Source organism: Virgibacillus natechei (assembly GCF_026013645.1).
Classification (GTDB): Bacteria; Bacillota; Bacilli; order Bacillales; family Amphibacillaceae; genus Virgibacillus_L; species Virgibacillus_L natechei.
Genome location: NZ_CP110224.1, coordinates 2622203 through 2637696, shown reverse-complemented (window position 1 = coordinate 2637696; position 15494 = coordinate 2622203). Strand labels below are relative to the sequence as shown.

At 38.2% G+C, this 15494-nt stretch carries 14 protein-coding genes and 3 pseudogenes; 15 read left to right on the top strand and 2 right to left on the bottom strand.

What is annotated here, in order from left to right; translation table 11 throughout:
* Nucleotides 1–21: 21 nt before the first annotated feature.
* The 5 genes from murQ to OLD84_RS13635 all read left to right on the top strand — a co-directional run bounded on the left by murQ (nt 22) and on the right by OLD84_RS13635 (nt 5354).
* Complete coding sequence (gene murQ / locus OLD84_RS13655) at nt 22–927, top strand: N-acetylmuramic acid 6-phosphate etherase (protein WP_209464585.1); 906 nt, start codon at nt 22–24, stop codon at nt 925–927.
* Nucleotides 928–1024: 97 nt separating this feature from the next.
* Nucleotides 1025–1777 (top strand): ChbG/HpnK family deacetylase, encoded by a 753-nt coding sequence (locus tag OLD84_RS13650; protein WP_209464586.1) that lies wholly within the window; start codon nt 1025–1027, stop codon nt 1775–1777.
* 191 nt (nt 1778–1968) lie between these two features.
* Nucleotides 1969–3333 (top strand): ABC transporter substrate-binding protein, encoded by a 1365-nt coding sequence (locus OLD84_RS13645; protein WP_209464587.1) that lies wholly within the window; start codon nt 1969–1971, stop codon nt 3331–3333.
* Between the two features lie 200 nt (nt 3334–3533).
* Nucleotides 3534–4427, top strand: a complete 894-nt coding sequence (locus OLD84_RS13640; RefSeq protein ID WP_209464588.1) for a carbohydrate ABC transporter permease — start codon at nt 3534–3536, stop codon at nt 4425–4427.
* Between the two features lie 84 nt (nt 4428–4511).
* Nucleotides 4512–5354: a carbohydrate ABC transporter permease gene (locus tag OLD84_RS13635; protein WP_209464589.1), complete on the top strand. Its 843-nt coding sequence runs from the start codon at nt 4512–4514 to the stop codon at nt 5352–5354.
* On the opposite strand, the gene OLD84_RS13630 is transcribed toward OLD84_RS13635, so the two are convergent.
* Nucleotides 5294–5665, bottom strand: coding sequence for a hypothetical protein (locus tag OLD84_RS13630; RefSeq protein ID WP_209464590.1), 372 nt, complete (start codon nt 5663–5665; stop codon nt 5294–5296). The genes OLD84_RS13635 and OLD84_RS13630 overlap by 61 nt on opposite strands.
* 282 nt (nt 5666–5947) lie before the next feature.
* Here OLD84_RS13630 and OLD84_RS13625 point away from each other — a divergent pair, with 282 nt between their 5' ends.
* From OLD84_RS13625 to OLD84_RS13600, 6 genes and pseudogenes are all read left to right on the top strand, one after another.
* On the top strand, nt 5948–6910 hold the full coding sequence (locus OLD84_RS13625) for an agmatinase family protein (RefSeq protein ID WP_209464591.1): 963 nt from the start codon (nt 5948–5950) through the stop codon (nt 6908–6910).
* A 159-nt stretch (nt 6911–7069) separates the two neighbouring features.
* Nucleotides 7070–7633 carry a transposase gene (locus OLD84_RS13620; RefSeq protein WP_319961232.1) on the top strand — a complete coding sequence of 188 codons (564 nt, stop codon included), beginning with the start codon at nt 7070–7072 and terminating at the stop codon, nt 7631–7633.
* Nucleotides 7579–8463, top strand: a pseudogene (locus OLD84_RS13615) (IS3 family transposase); the annotation flags it as partial. The gene OLD84_RS13620 and the pseudogene OLD84_RS13615, both read left to right, overlap by 55 nt.
* 196 nt (nt 8464–8659) lie before the next feature.
* Nucleotides 8660–9063: pseudogene (locus OLD84_RS13610) on the top strand (DUF2397 family protein); the annotation flags it as partial.
* Between the two features lie 219 nt (nt 9064–9282).
* Nucleotides 9283–10414, top strand: a pseudogene (locus OLD84_RS13605) (TIGR02679 domain-containing protein); the annotation flags it as partial.
* Nucleotides 10415–10726: a DUF2399 domain-containing protein gene (locus OLD84_RS13600; RefSeq protein ID WP_245301667.1), complete on the top strand. Its 312-nt coding sequence runs from the start codon at nt 10415–10417 to the stop codon at nt 10724–10726. It begins immediately after the preceding pseudogene.
* A gap of 400 nt (nt 10727–11126) precedes the next feature.
* On the opposite strand, the gene OLD84_RS13595 is transcribed toward OLD84_RS13600, so the two are convergent.
* Nucleotides 11127–12383 carry an IS110 family RNA-guided transposase gene (locus OLD84_RS13595; protein WP_209464290.1) on the bottom strand — a complete coding sequence of 419 codons (1257 nt, stop codon included), beginning with the start codon at nt 12381–12383 and terminating at the stop codon, nt 11127–11129.
* A 95-nt stretch (nt 12384–12478) separates the two neighbouring features.
* Here OLD84_RS13595 and OLD84_RS13590 point away from each other — a divergent pair, with 95 nt between their 5' ends.
* From OLD84_RS13590 to OLD84_RS13575, 4 genes are all read left to right on the top strand, one after another.
* On the top strand, nt 12479–12808 hold the full coding sequence (locus OLD84_RS13590; RefSeq protein ID WP_319961229.1) for a DUF2399 domain-containing protein: 330 nt from the start codon (nt 12479–12481) through the stop codon (nt 12806–12808).
* A 458-nt stretch (nt 12809–13266) separates the two neighbouring features.
* Nucleotides 13267–13563 (top strand): DUF2730 family protein, encoded by a 297-nt coding sequence (locus tag OLD84_RS13585; RefSeq protein WP_209464288.1) that lies wholly within the window; start codon nt 13267–13269, stop codon nt 13561–13563.
* 42 nt (nt 13564–13605) lie between these two features.
* Entirely contained in the window at nt 13606–13911 is a 306-nt protein-coding gene (locus OLD84_RS13580) for a hypothetical protein (protein ID WP_209464287.1), read from the top strand.
* Between the two features lie 223 nt (nt 13912–14134).
* Nucleotides 14135–15445, top strand: a complete 1311-nt coding sequence (locus OLD84_RS13575; RefSeq protein WP_209464286.1) for a globin-coupled sensor protein — start codon at nt 14135–14137, stop codon at nt 15443–15445.
* Nucleotides 15446–15494 lie beyond the last annotated feature (49 nt).

The window sequence follows — 15494 nt, the reverse complement described above, 5'->3', positions numbered from 1 at the left end:
CTGATAGACGAGGAGATCAACATGAAAATAGAATTATCCCAACTGACAACTGAACAACGAAATCCAAATAGTATGAATTTGGATCAGATGAACACAATGGAAGTTTTACAAACAATTAACAATGAAGATAAAAAAGTAGCGCTAGCTGTAGAAGGTGTATTACCCCAGATAGAAATTGCTGTTGAGCAGGTCTGTAAGGCTCTGAACAATGGTGGGCGGTTATTCTATATTGGCGCAGGAACAAGTGGGAGATTAGGGGTAATTGATGCATCCGAATGCCCCCCTACATTTATGACACCTTCAGATATGGTACAGACGATTATGGCTGGTGGGAATGATGCTTTCTTCAATTCAGTCGAAGGTACTGAAGATTTAGAAGTACAGGGGGAAAAGGATCTTAAAGCAAAAGATATTACAAATAAGGATATTGTTCTTGGTATAACAGCCAGTGGCAGAACCCCCTATCCAATTGGTGCATTAAAATATGCCAGGAGTCTGGGAGCTTATACAATATCATTATCTTGTAATAAGGATTCATTGATTAGCGAGTTTGCCGATTGCGAAATTGAGGTAGTTGTTGGGCCAGAAGTATTGACTGGTTCTACTCGTATGAAAGCAGCTACAGCTCATAAAATGGTTCTAAATATGATTAGTACAACTACTATGGTTAAATTGGGCAAAGTTCATGAGAATTTGATGGTTGATGTACATGCAAGTAATTATAAATTAATCGAGCGTGCAAAACGAACGACAATGGAAGCAACAAATATTTCATATGAAGAAGCAGAAAAGGTTCTTAAACAGACAAACTGTGAAGTAAAACCTGCAATCGTTATGATCGAAGCTGATGTTACTTATTCAAAAGCGAAAGAGGCGATCACATATAATAACGGTTATGTGCGACAAGCGATTGATCATTTTTTATAATAAGTGTTCAGGTTTATATAGAATAAAGCTAATTGTGCTGACCATTTGGGTTAGCACTTTCGTTTATATATAAAAGAAAGAATGAGGTGAAAAGAATTTGAATAAATCTACAACAAAGGTAATAATAAATGCAGATGATTACGGTTTGACACCTGGCGTATCATCCGGAATTCTTTATGGACATCAGAAAGGTATCATAACGAGTACAACTGCAATGGTTAATACAGAATTTGCAAAACAGAGTGTGGAGGATGCAATGACAGAAGAATATGGAAATCTAGGGATAGGTTTGCATCTGGTTTTGGATATGGGTCAGTCTGTTTCTTCTTCGGTTAATAGTTTGACAGACCATAGAGGCTTCTTTTTAAAGGGAGAAGAACTTGTGCAATCTGCTACTAAACGTGATGTGAAAATAGAACTTGAGGCACAACTAGATTTATTATATAAATGGGGTATTAATGTTACCCATATCGACAGTCACCATCACATGCATCTCCATATACCGTGTGCATTAGAGGCCGTTGGGGAAGTAGCTGAAGAATACAAGCTTCCTATACGCTCATTCTCTGAACAAACAATAGATAATGTGTTGACTACCGATTATTTTAACTATGATTTCTATGGATCCGAAACGATAGTAAATGATCATTTAATAAAGACGTTTTCCGACGTAAAGCCAGGGGTTACGGAAGTGATGTGTCATCCTGGGTTTTTAGATGCATGGTTATATAGGAGAAGTAGTTATACAGATGACAGAATGAATGAGTTAGAAGTTCTAGTAAATAAAAGAATAATAAATTGGTTTAAGAATAATTCTATTGAAATGATCCATTATGGAGATTTGGAATAGAATCATTGACTAAATAAAGTGCTGACTGGAAAAGGTGTCAGCACTTTATTTATATTTCCTCTTCCTTTACATATCAGATTTTCTATAACAATATTCCTATTAAAAGTTAATTCCAAATTAAAGGCATGCTCCCCAGACTTTAGTCATATATTTTAATATGACAAGAGTCTAATGAAAAGGGGGCGAATAAAGTGAAGAAATTATTCAAAGGGCGTTCATTGTTTCTATTAATTGCAGTTCTATTGTTGGCATTAATAGCGGCATGTTCATCAGATGATGAAGAAGCATCAGGAACAGAAGAAAATGGTGGATCAGAGGAAACATCGAATAGTGACGAAGGCGGAGATGGAGAAATAGCTGGGGAATTAGAGATTCAATACTTTGTTGGTGGGTATGGAGATTCATGGTGGAAGGAAGTTATTGCTGATTTTGAGGCGGAATATCCAGATGTAACCATTACAGAACATGCAGGTCCAAATATTAACGATGAGATGCGTACACGTTGGATTTCTGAAGATCCACCTGATGTCGTTTATATTGACGGTGCCGGTTCAAGTGAAACACAAATGGTAGAAGATGGGCAATTGATGAATTTAACGGAGTGGGCAGAAGAAATTGAGTTGGAAGATGGTAGCGCATTATTAGATAGTTTTATTGTTGAGCCAGGAAAATTTGACGGTGAAATGTATACATTACCTTTGGTGTTTGATGCTTGGGGTACTTGGTATGACAAAGCATTATTTGAAGAAGAGGGCTATGAAGTTCCAACTGATTTTGACAGCTTCATGAATTCCATGGAGGAAATCAAAACAGGGGAAGAAATTGAACCTTTTGTCACGAGTGGTGAACATCCGTATTACTTCCTACGTGGCATGCTTCAACCAGCATTTGGTGCAGCTGGAGGCGATGAGTTGCTACACGATCTAATTACGGGTGCAGAAGGGGCATGGACGAGTGATGCAGTACTAGAAACCATGGAAAAAGTTGAACAAATGCAACAGGAAGGTATGTTTGATTCAGGATTAGGAGCATTAAACCATACACAATCCCAAATGAACTTCTTGCTTCAAGAAAATGCCTTTGTTCCAGTAGGGTTCTGGCTTCCAAATGAAATGGAAGATGATGTACCTGAAGGATTTGAATATGGATTTATTCCATCACCAATGCAGGATGCGGGTGAGCCGTATGGAATTGTTCCCGATTTACGTCCATTAGCAATTGCAGAAGAAGCGGAGAATCCTGAAGCTGCAAAGGCCTTTGTAGAATTTGCATTTTCAAGAGAATACGCTATGTCATTCTCGGAACACACGGGAGCAATTATGAATATTTCTGATGTTGATTTAACGGAAAATGAAAATGTTCCTTCTTATTTGATCGAAGCGAATGAGATGATTAATGATCCAGAACAAGTACAAATTTATGAGATGCCACATCCGATGAGTTCGGATTTGGAAACACCAATTGGAGATGCCTTAATGTCTCTGATGCTCGGTAATATGAGTGCAGAAGAATTTACAGAAGCAGCGGAAGCAGCAGCTGCAGAATATCGAGATTAAGTAAATGAAGAGGGGATATGGAATGTGAAGGTCGTTTTGTCCACCGCCTTATATTCCATACCGTTTCATTCGTTTTACATTTGCAGGTTTAACGGACAGCCAATCAAGAGTGGAAACTTTACCATAATGATGAAAGTGATTTATTTTCATGGGAGTATCCCCACTGAATGAAGGTTTACTTTATAGAAAAGGGTGATTGAATGGTACAGTCTAAAAAACAAAAATATATGTTTCTGGCCTTTTGTTTAGTTCCGACTTTTATTATGTTTTCTATCTTTACACTCTATCCTTTGTTTAGCGGGTTGTACTATTCCTTCTTTGATTTTTCAGGTTCATCAGCAAATATGGAATACATTGGAATAGAGAATTACATACGGTTAATAAATGATGCAATTATACCAAATACAATAATTCATGATTATTTTCTAGTGGTAACGAAGATTATTGGTATTATGATACTCGCCATGTTCTTTGCCGTTGCTTTAACGCAAATGAAAATAAAGGAGGCGCCTTTTTATCGCATCGTCTTTTTCTTTCCGAACATTATGTCGGTCGTCGTAATTGGTATACTTTGGACATTCATTTATAATCCAAACTTAGGTTTAGTTAATTCGGGTCTAGAGTTTCTTGGATTAGAAAGTTGGACGCGGCCTTGGTTAGGTAGTGAAACATGGGCACTGCCAAGTCTGGTTTTACCGTCGATATGGGCTGGTATTGGTTTGTTTATGTTAATGCTTATGGGTGGTATTGCGAATATATCGAAAAGTTATTATGAAGCGGCTGAGATTGATGGGGCAAATGGCTGGAAGCAATTTTGGAAAGTGACGTTGCCACTTGTATGGCCGCAGGTTAAAATTTCTGTTCTTTACATCGTCATCACCACGTTAAATGGTTCCTTTATTATTGTGCAGGTAATGACTGGTGGCGGGCCTAATAATTCTACACACGTAATGGGTTCTTACCTTTACCAACAAGCATTTGTGCAATATAACTTTGGTTATGGAACCGCAATTGGAGTAATGATTTTAATCCTCTCCTTAATTACGGTGTTCATTTTACAATTGCTCATGCGAAGAGACAAAGTAGAATACTAGAATTCGAACATAAAGAGGATGACCTTTTTATCCTTCTTTTTGAACACGCACATTAAAAAAATAAAAGGGAAGGAGGGAAAAATCGTGAAGCGTAGTATAGGTGAAATTCTAGGAAAAGCAGGAATACGTATTCCGCTTATTCTCTGGACCATAGCAGTATTATATCCCATTTTCTGGATGTTTCTAGGTTCTTTCAAATCGAATGCGGAGATCTATAGAAATCCGTGGGGTTTTCCTGAATCCTTTAGCTTTCAAAATTTTGCCGATGCATGGACCAATTATAATATTGATACAAGTGTATTTAATAGTTTGATTGTGACTTTTGTAGGTGCGCTATTAACGTTGGTGCTTGCTATTCCGACGGCGTATGCAATTGAGCGCATGAAGTTTCGTGGTAGTAACTTTTTATTCATATTGTATGTTTCGGCGATGATGATTCCGATGGTACTTGGGTGGATTCCGTTGTTCTTTCTGTTGATGGAATTCAACTTGCTTGATAATATAGTTGGATTGGCAATCGTTTACGCGGTAAGTCAGCTTCCATTCACTATTTTTGTCCTTACGAGTTTTTTGAGTACCATACCTAAATCATTGGAAGAAGCTGCAGCAATCGATGGAATGTCTCCATATGGGATACTGCTAAAAATAATCATGCCACTCAGTATGTCAGGAATTATTACGGTTACGATTATGAATAGTATTCAATTCTGGAATGAATATTTCATGGCCTTGATTTTTCTGCAAAGTAGTGAGAATTACACATTGGCATTAGCGATTGATTTTATCAGCAGTGAAGCCCAATATACGAATGCCTGGGGTACATTGTTTGCTAGTCTCGTAATAGCCATTGTTCCGGTTATCGTTCTTTACGCGATTTTCCAAAGACGGATTTCGAAGGGAATGACAGAAGGGGCTATTAAGGGATAGATAAAGCGATATCCATTAGGGTGTCGTTTTTGCTTTTTAGCAGCATTACGTTTTTCAGCTTCTCGCTGCTTTTGAATCTCAGCGTCCTTCAATTTTTGCTTATATGTACCCTTAAATGTATGGCCGAGCATTTCTAATTCCTTCACAGCACAAAATTTATTCACTGCGAAATGTTTGCTATATCCTTTTACAAGATCTTTCCCCTCGTATTTCGGAATCCAATGCCTGGCAGCCTGAAGTCGCGAAGACCGTTTGAGTCGTTTATGTCTGGGTGTACTCGAATTATTTTTCCTCTTCTTACGCTTTCCCATTAAAAAAAACCTCCTGAATCTATCATAAATCTTTTTCTACCTATACTCAATAAGTATGGAAAGTCCAATTTTTAGAGTTTTATATTATAGAATTATAAATTGAGGAAATGAGAGCATTGTAAAATTAAACCACCTCTCATAATGCCAAGAAACATTAGCATTTTCTATTTAATGAAATTTTCCCTCACCCGTGTTAACCTTATTGGAGCAGGAGTCTCAGACGAAATTAAAGAAGAATACGATAAAGTAACTGATGTAAACTAATCTTAGGAGTGATACAACATGAGTCAAGATAGAATATATGGCAATACACCTTGTTTTTTAGGTGGTAAAAAAGTTAATTTGAAAGATGATAGTACAAGCGATAGAGATGTTCTAATATACGGGGTTCCTTGGGAAGGTGCTGTAACATGGGGGGACTATACGGGTGCAGAACTAGGTCCGAAAGTGATTCGTCTGAATTCAGCACGTTATTCAGGGTATTTACCGGAATTAAATCATATGGATGTATTTGAAAAATACACAATGGGGGATCTAGGCGATGTCGATGTGGTTCCTGCAGATACGATTGAAACGATGACCCGGATTGAAAATTTTGCAAGTAATGTTTGGAAAACAGATAAATTCCCGGTAGCCTTTGGTGGCGATCACGGCATTACATACCCGATTGTGAAGGCGTTAAGTGAAGAGATCGACGGACAGGTCGGGATCATACATTTGGATGCCCATTATGATAATCATCCAGATTACGAAGGTGATTTATACGCGCGCAGCACCCCATTTCACCGCATATATGAAAGTGAAAGTGTCCGTAATGAAAGCATTGTCCACATGGGAATTCACGGGCCGCGTAACAAGCCTGAAACAGGAAAATATGCGCAAGAGGTTGGCGCGACAACGATTTCAGTAAGGGATATTCGTAAGTCTGGGAATGAAAATGATTTGCCAGCGTTAGCCCGAAAAGCATATGAAATTGCGAGTAAAGGAACGGAAGCTGTTTATCTAAGTATCTGCAGTGATGTGCTTGATTTTGCCTTTAACCCAGGCGGTCCAGTCGACGGAAATGGCGTAACTTCCTTTGAACTATTAGAGCTCGTACATGAATTCGCTAAGCTTGGAATTCGCGGTATGGATTACGTGGAAGTGTACCCGCAACAGGATACAAATGACAATTCTTCCCATTTTGTAACCTATGCTGTGTTATATGCATTGGCGGGGAATATTTTACACGAGCAGGGTAAATAGGTGGAGCGAGAGTGGACTTGGATCACCAACAGCTACATTAGATACAGTGACAAATATCCTCATTAAATCTTACAAATCAAACAGAGCATGCCCTCTTAATAGGAGGGTACTGACCCCCGAAAGTTAGAGTAGAAAAATCTAACTTTCGGGGGTGTTTTTATGGCTAAATATAGTGAAGAATTTAAAATTAAACTTGTCACTGAGTATTTGCATGGGAATCTGGGATATAAATTATTGGCAAAAAAATACAATATGCCTTCTCAAACACCATTACAAGATTGGGTAAGAGCCTCTAAAACTCAAGGGATGGAGGGTTTAAAACGAAGAAAAAGGAAAGAAGCATACTCTGTTCAATTTAAATTAGATACTGTACAATTTATGTTAGAGACAGGTGCTTCTTATCAGGAAACTGCTGATCAATTTAAATTGAACAATCCTTCATTAATTAACCATTGGATGAAAGTATTTAATGAACAAGGAATAGAAGGCCTGAGACCAAAATCAAAGGGGCGACCTTCTATGTCTAAGAAACACAATAAACCTAAGAAGAAAGACGAGAAGAATTTAACGCGTGAAGAAGAGTTGAAACATGAGAATGAACTACTAAGGCTAGAAAACGCGTATCTAAAAAAGCTAAAAGCTTTTCGGGAAAATCCGAATGCCTTCCACGAAAAGTTCAAGCAAAGCTGGCATTCGAGCTCAAACAAGAAGGATTCAGATTAAAGGATATTCTCGTAGCAGTGGATATTCCTGAAGCAACCTATCACTACCATGTCAAAAACTTTGAGAAAGAAGATTCGGAAACAGAACTAAAAGAACTCATTACAAACCTGTTTAAGAAGTTTCATGAACGTTATGGATATAAACGAATTACGAAAGAATTAAAGAAATTAGGACATTGTATTAATCATAAAAAAGTGTATCGCCTGATGCAAGAATTGGGGTTAAAATGTGTAAAGTTTATGCGCAAATCCCGTAAATACAATTCCTACAAAGGGAACGTAGGGAAAGTAGCGAAAAACCGACTAGCACGTCGTTTCAGCACACCAATCCCCCTTCAAAAATTAGTAACCGACATTACGGAATTCAAATGTCTAGGCGAAGAGAAATTATATTTAAATCCAATTCTTGATCTTTATAACCGAGAAATTATTGCGTTTGAAATCAAGAAACGTCCAACATTAGATCTTGTCATGAAACCTTTAAAAGAAACGATAGAGATAATAAAAAGTCGTGCAACCTATCGGACCACCATCCATTCTGATCAAGGTTGGCACTATCAGCACAATCAATGGGTGAGAACATTAAAAAAGAACAACGTATTTCAAAGTATGTCACGCAAAGCAACCTGCGCAGATAATGCGCCGATAGAGAATTTCTTTGGGATTTTAAAGCAAGAAATGTATTATGGGGAAGAATTAGTAAGCTATGAAGAATTAAAAAGACGGATTGAAGAATATATCTACTGGTACAATCATGAACGTTCAAAAGAAAAAATGGATGGATTGAGTCCAGTTGAGTACCGAACTCAATCCATCCAATCAGCTGCATAATAAAACTCTAACTTTTGGGGGTAACCACCGAGGCGCTCTGTTTTTTTCGTATAGTAGCTCTCTTTTCACCCTCCTTGCATTTCTTCACTTCGCTCACAATCCTTTTCATGGAAAAAGTTATCACATGCCATCCATAGACATATTCCCATCCACAACTTACAATAGAAGAAAGTCGAAAAATGTAGGTGAACAACATATGCAAGCACAACCGTTTAAAAAAGTGACGGAAGCGAGTTATTTAACAGCAGATAAGGCTTGGAGCTATCGAGCAATTCTGCGTTATTTTTATATCCAGCATGAGCGAATGCGTGAATTCCTTTTCCCTGAAGAAATATATGCACACCTGATTGAATCACAAGGGTTTGATGGTTACACGGAGGAGCAACTTCACCAGGATTTAGACCAGCTTGTCATGTGGAATAATTTGGTTGCACGTCAAGAAATGGGACGTTCAAAGACGATTGAAGAATTTAAGAAAAAGCGTTTTCGCTACCAAACAACTCCTTATACAGTTGAGTTTGAACGAATGTTACAAGATATGAAAAAAGGTGGATCTGTTTTGGTGGTTCGTTAGAGAAGAAAGAATTTGAACGGTTATACTTTATGGCAAAGGGTGGAGCAAACACTACCGAGAAGGGTCGATTGTAAGCACAACAAACGAACTAATCAATTTATTGTATGACTGGGAAATGCTGGAGAAAGAAGCGATAACTGATGCCTATTTAATAAAAACGTTATTTGGACGCATTTCCGGAACGTATCCGAAAGATTTTGCTGAAGAGGGGGACATCCTAAATGGAAAAACATAATAAATGGAAAATGAATCGCGCTGGGTTATTGAATTTTTGGTATTATGACGACGAAATATTCGATTTTGCAGATGGGAAATTATTGTTGCGTGGTAGTAATGGTTCGGGTAAATCCGTAACCATGCAAAGTTTACTACCTGTTTTGCTTGATGGTAAAAAATCACCCGATCGACTAGACCCATTTGGTTCGCGAGCAAGAAAAATGGAGGATTACCTACTGGGTGAAAAGGATATTGTTGACCGGGATGAGCGTACTGGTTATTTATTTATTTATTGAATACAAACGGGAAGATACGAATCAATACCTAACTACTGGAATTGGGTTGCAAGCTCGCCGTCATAAAACAATGAATTTCTGGGGATTTGCAATCACAGATAATAGGCGAATTGGTAAGGATTTTAAGTTATATGAAGTAGAGAATAATGCAGGAGAAAAGCAGCAGATTCCGCTATCCAGGGTTCAATTAGAGAACAGAATAGATAATGGCGGACAAGTTGTACGAACACAGGGCGAATATATGAAACTGGTAAATAAGTATATATTTGGCTTTGAAACAATGGAAGCCTATGAAGATTTGATTAAGCTTCTGATCCAATTACGCAGTCCAAAGTTGTCGAAGGAATTTCGGCCGACCGCTATTTATGACATTTTAGAAGCAGCGCTCCCGCCTTTGACGGATGAGGATCTACGACACCTATCGGATACGATTGAACATATGGATCAAACCAAACAGCAAATTGAACAGCTTGAGCGTGAACAAGAAGCGTTGAATAAGGTGGTTAAACGGTACCATACCTATAATGAGTATCAACTGGCTGAAAAAGCTGATTATCTTATGGAATCTAAAAAACGATTTACCAAAGAGGAAAAAGCTGCTCAGGAAAAAATACAAGCAGCATCCAAGTTGGAATCTGAAATTGCTACACAATTGGTAACGGTTTTGGCGCATGCGTATCGTGCATTACCAGAAACGGCCGAGCGTCTACCGATGTTCAGTCAGCGAATCGCTGGAAATCCGCATGCTTTTGATATTGATGCAGATTTAGGGAAACTGTTCCTGCATGTATTAGCAGTGGATTGGTCGAATGATTCAGGTGATTCTGTTGCTGTTGTTCCTTCAACTACCGAAGCGGTGAACGAAATGTTGCAGCACTATCACATTTATCGTGATGATTTATTAAATTTTGTTACATGTGCTAACTTTTGTGCGGAGAAGACTGATGGTAGTGTTCACCCAGTATGGAAGGCTGCAGCGGAATGCAATACGGTACAAAACCTGCCACTACGTGAACTTGTTTCACTGGATCGCGTTTATCCAGCAAAAGGGAATGACGTTTGGATTGTCGAAAATTCAGGAGTTTGTTCGACCTTACTCGATTATGAACCTGCAATACCAATTATCTGTACAAACGGTCAATTTAAACTCCCTCAGATAGATTCAATTTACTCGTAAATGCTCGCTTATTCGCAGGATTTCAAACCACTTTTCAGTACAATAACGGATAAATGGAATAAGTGTTGATAATAAAGGCTACATGAAGGCATGCGGGAATAAAGGAGTCATAAACTCCAAATATTCTAAAAAATATACTGCACGCATTCTCCACGCCGCCCCTGGAGGCTTACCCTCCCATGTCTCAACGGGTCTATTGCCCTCTCATTCCTTCGTCACGCCTATCCAAGGGGTGGAGGCCGGTTTTGCTAACGGAATGGGTCAGTGCCCTTTTGTTTAAGTATTCCAGTACTCCGTGCTTTCTTTGAGATCCTACGAATAAGCCAACATTCACTATGATACTAATATTAAATTTTAGTCTATTTCTGTTTTATTAAAAATCATTCAATTTAACTGGTAGTTATGCTGCTAGTTTTTCAGGACAATAAGGCTTATTACTTCGGGCAATTCCTACTAATAATCTCGCAAACTTACCAATCAGTTTCATGATAGATTTCATTTTTTTCATCTTTTTTACTTTAACATTGTGGGCATGAAGTTCTTTAAATTCAGGGTTGTTTGCCACTAGACTCATGGTGGCTAGGAACAGGTAACGCCTTAGACGAGATCTTCCACGTTTAGAAATGACAATTTGCCCTTTCCATTTCCCTGAGCTAGCTTCCGCTAAGTTTAATCCTGCATGTCGCAATAAAGAATTACCATGGGCGAACTTACTTAAATCACCAGCTTCACCTATAATGCCTCCTAGCGTAATTTTAGTAATTCCTTTCATGCCAAGTATTTTATTAGCGAAAGTAATTTGTTCCAGTGCATCAGCTGCTTCTTTTTCAACCTTTTCAAGTTGGGTTGTAGCGAGATCAAACTCTTCAAGTAATTGTTCTAGGTGTAGTTTATATGCATCAAGTGCTTGGATGGTACCAACAGAACTTTTAGCTAGTCGAATTAAAGATTGTGCTTTTTTTAAACCAGGTTGTCGTTTCATTAACGTTTTCCAACCTTTAATAATATCCTGGGGTTCCATCGAACGTAATTCATTTGGTGTAGGAAATAGGCGAAGAGTTGCGATTGCACCTTTCCCTTTTACATCTTTAAACACTTCTCTAAGTTCAGGGAAGACAATATCTACCCAACGATTTATTTGGTTAACGGAACTGACAAGTCGTTTAACGATTACGTCACGGTTAGACATTAGTACTCTTAGTTTTTCGAAAGCCTCTGAAGTTGGATGTATACTAGAATAGTATCCATTCTTCACCATATCAGCGATGACGAGAGCATCTTTCTTATCACTTTTCGATTGCGTGTTATCTCGATTTTCCTTATTCCTTTTAACATTATGAGGATTAACCGTTACGACGTCAATACGTTGATCATACAGCCATTTGGATAAATTTAACCAATAATGTCCGGTAGGTTCCATCCCAACAATTTCGGTACGATAACCTTTTGAATCTTTTAATTCGTTCATCCATTCTTGTAATCTAGTAAACCCAGTCTCATCATTTTCAAAAGTGAGAGGATCACCAATCACAATACCTCTGTAATTTACAGCACGAGCTACATGGAATTGTTGTGCAATATCCACTCCAACGACTAGATGTTGGTCTGATATTCTTTCTATAAGTTGATTTTGTTTGTCTTGCATTTTATACTTCATGTAGAGCTTCCTCCTAAGTTGATTTCTTTGTGTGTAAATTCATCTTATCGAGGAGCTCTATTTTTTTCCAACCTGAAATTTAACGTTCTACAGGAATGCTAGCGGCACTAATGTTGATGGACTTGTTAACAGAAGAGGGGTGCACATTGCATTATGCAGGTGATTTTGATCCAGAAGGACTTGGTATGGCACAACGGTTATTGGCTCGGTATCCAGACAATGTGAAATTATGGCGTATGGATCTAAAATCCTATCAACAAAGTGAACCTGTAAAGCAATTGGATCAGAAACGATTGGTAAAATTAAGCGGCATTGTACAAGAAGATTTACGAATGGTTGCAGATGCGATGGAGCGGCATGGCAAGGCGGGTTATCAGGAAGCGTTAGTAGATGTAATGATGCAGGATGTGCGGGAGAAAATATAACATAATTAAAAGGGCTCTTCACCAAAATCTATTGTTGACAAACTAGCTGTAATTATAAATTATAGTGCCGCTGCGGAAAAACACTACGCTTTCCGTGGGCTTGAGCTCAGCCTCCTCGGAAAAAAGAAGTTCGCTTTTTTCCTGTGGGGTCTTCCCACTGCGCTTTCCCACAGGAGTCTCCGTGTTTTTCCTCCGCTAGCTAGTCTCATTACCATATTTTTTCATTATTATCAACCATAGATTTTAGTGTTGACCCATTAAAAGATTAATTGATTTTATATATTACACAGTCATAGGTACCTGAAAATACAATTTTCCACTAGTAGAAAATTGTATTTTCTCTACCTTTCTTTGACAGATTCGGGAGTTTTCCAAATCGAAATTTTACATTATGTTCACTTGTTCGACATGAAGGCTGATGATATACTTAATAGACTAGAAAAGAGGAGGAGAAACGCGTGGCTGACATTTCAAATCATGACCTATTTTTAATAATGAAAGAACTAGGAGCTAGTCTGAATGAAGTGAAAACGACAGTTGGAAGTATCGAAACAAGGGTTGAAAATATCGAAACAAGAGTGACAAATATAGAGTCCAGAGTAGAAAGTATCGAAACGAGGGTAACGAATATAGAGACAGAGATGAAGGAAATGAGACATGATATCCGTATTATGGATCAGAAGTTTACGCTCCTTTCGAGTGATCTAATGAAAGCAAGAGCAGAAATTACGATATTGCAACAAGAAGCAAATTAAGGTTTGTTGCACAAACGCTCCGTGAAAAAGGGAGGGATTCACATGGCTGTTCAAATGGAAGATATAATGGTTGCTATTAACGAGTTATCAGGACAAGTGAAAGATGTACAGACAAGCGTGACAAATATCGAAACAAGAGTCTCAAACATCGAAACAAGAGTCTCAAGTATCGAATCAAGAGTTTCAAGTATTGAAAATGAGATAAAAGACCTAAGAACTGAAATGAATGAGATGAGAACGGAATTAAAACAAGATATTCGTAAAGTGGATGAGAAATTCATCATTCTTTCTAGGGATTTGATCAATGCAAGGGCAGACATATCCATACTTCAACAAGAAGTCAACTAAGCGTGCACCTGCATAGCTTATTTTTTTAGCAGCTTATGAAAGTTTAAAACTCTCTTACTGCATAAGTGCCGGCTTTGACCACAAAACTTGGCGATAGGCCAATACTAACCTCCTTTACCTTAACCGAGCGATCACTCCTATTAATTCTAGTGAAAAAGTACTACACTTTATGTATATGTAATCCGATAATAGAAGTACATATTTATAAGGGAGTAGAAACAATATGAGTTTACTTTTCACGAAAACGAAAAAGCGTACAAAGAACCCCCAAACATTGACTGAAAAAAGTTACGAAATGAACCCGGTTGTAGAAGTTGAAAAAGGCTCTGATTTAGAGAAGCAATTGGAGATGCTTGCTTTAAAAACAGAAGATTTTGCGCTGGCGCTAGTACTCAAGCCTTATGTTGAAGAAAATATTAAATACATAGTTGACGATTTTTACGATAATTTAGCGCATAACCCTGATCTGATCACGATTGTCGAGACGAATAGTTCATTTGAACGTCTGAAAAAAACATTGCGCATACATATTACAGAGATGTTTTCAGGTGAGATGAATGATGCCTTTATTAAAAAACGGAAGCTAATTGCGGATATTCATGTGCGAATCGGCTTGACGCAAAAATGGTATATCGCTTCTTTTGAGAAAATTTTCAGTGGATTAATGGAGGTGATTCAAGAAAACCTTGAATCAATTGATGAAAGAGTAAAAGCGATCAACCTATGTAACAAGCTGTTGAATCTAGAGCAGCAGATTGTACTGGAAGCATACGATGATGAAGTGAGCAGAATAAAAGAAGAAGAACTCCAAACCAAAATGCATATGTTGGAGACGGTGGAGAAGACATCGCTTGAACTTGCTGCATTGGCGGAAGAAACGAATGCATCCATTGAGGAAATGACAGCACAAATTGACCTGATTACATCCAATTCGCAGGCAGGAACAGCGCTGGCAGAAGAGGCGGGAACATTCGCGGATCAAGGAAAAAACAGGCTAACCGAAATGAATCATTCATTAGAAAACATGGAACAAAGTACGTCGAAGGTAAGTGAAGAAATGGATAGTTTGGAAACAACGTCCACACAAATAAAGGATATTGTAGAAATCGTGAAATCCATTGCAGATCAAACAAACCTGCTTTCCTTAAACGCATCCATCGAAGCGGCACGTGCAGGAGAGCATGGCCGAGGATTTGCGGTAGTGGCCGACGAAGTACGTAAATTAGCTGAGCAGACAGCGAAATCGGTAACGAATGTTAGTGGACTGGTTAACCAAACAAATGAACAAATATACAACAGTTCCTCATCGATGCAGGAAGTGAAGACTTTTTTAACTGATGTTCATGAACAGATGAAAAACACAGAAAATGCATTCGCAAATATAGATACCAGCATGTCAAAAAACAAAACAAGTAATGAAAACATCCAGGGTGATCTAGAAGCCTTTGGACAAGTAATCCGTGGAATTGAAGAATCAGCAGCAACGATTACCCAGTCAGCAGAGGAATTGAATTACCTGATGGGTGAAAATTAATCTCCCATACCATATGTCCTAAAATTGAAATCCCCTTGTGGAGGTTTCA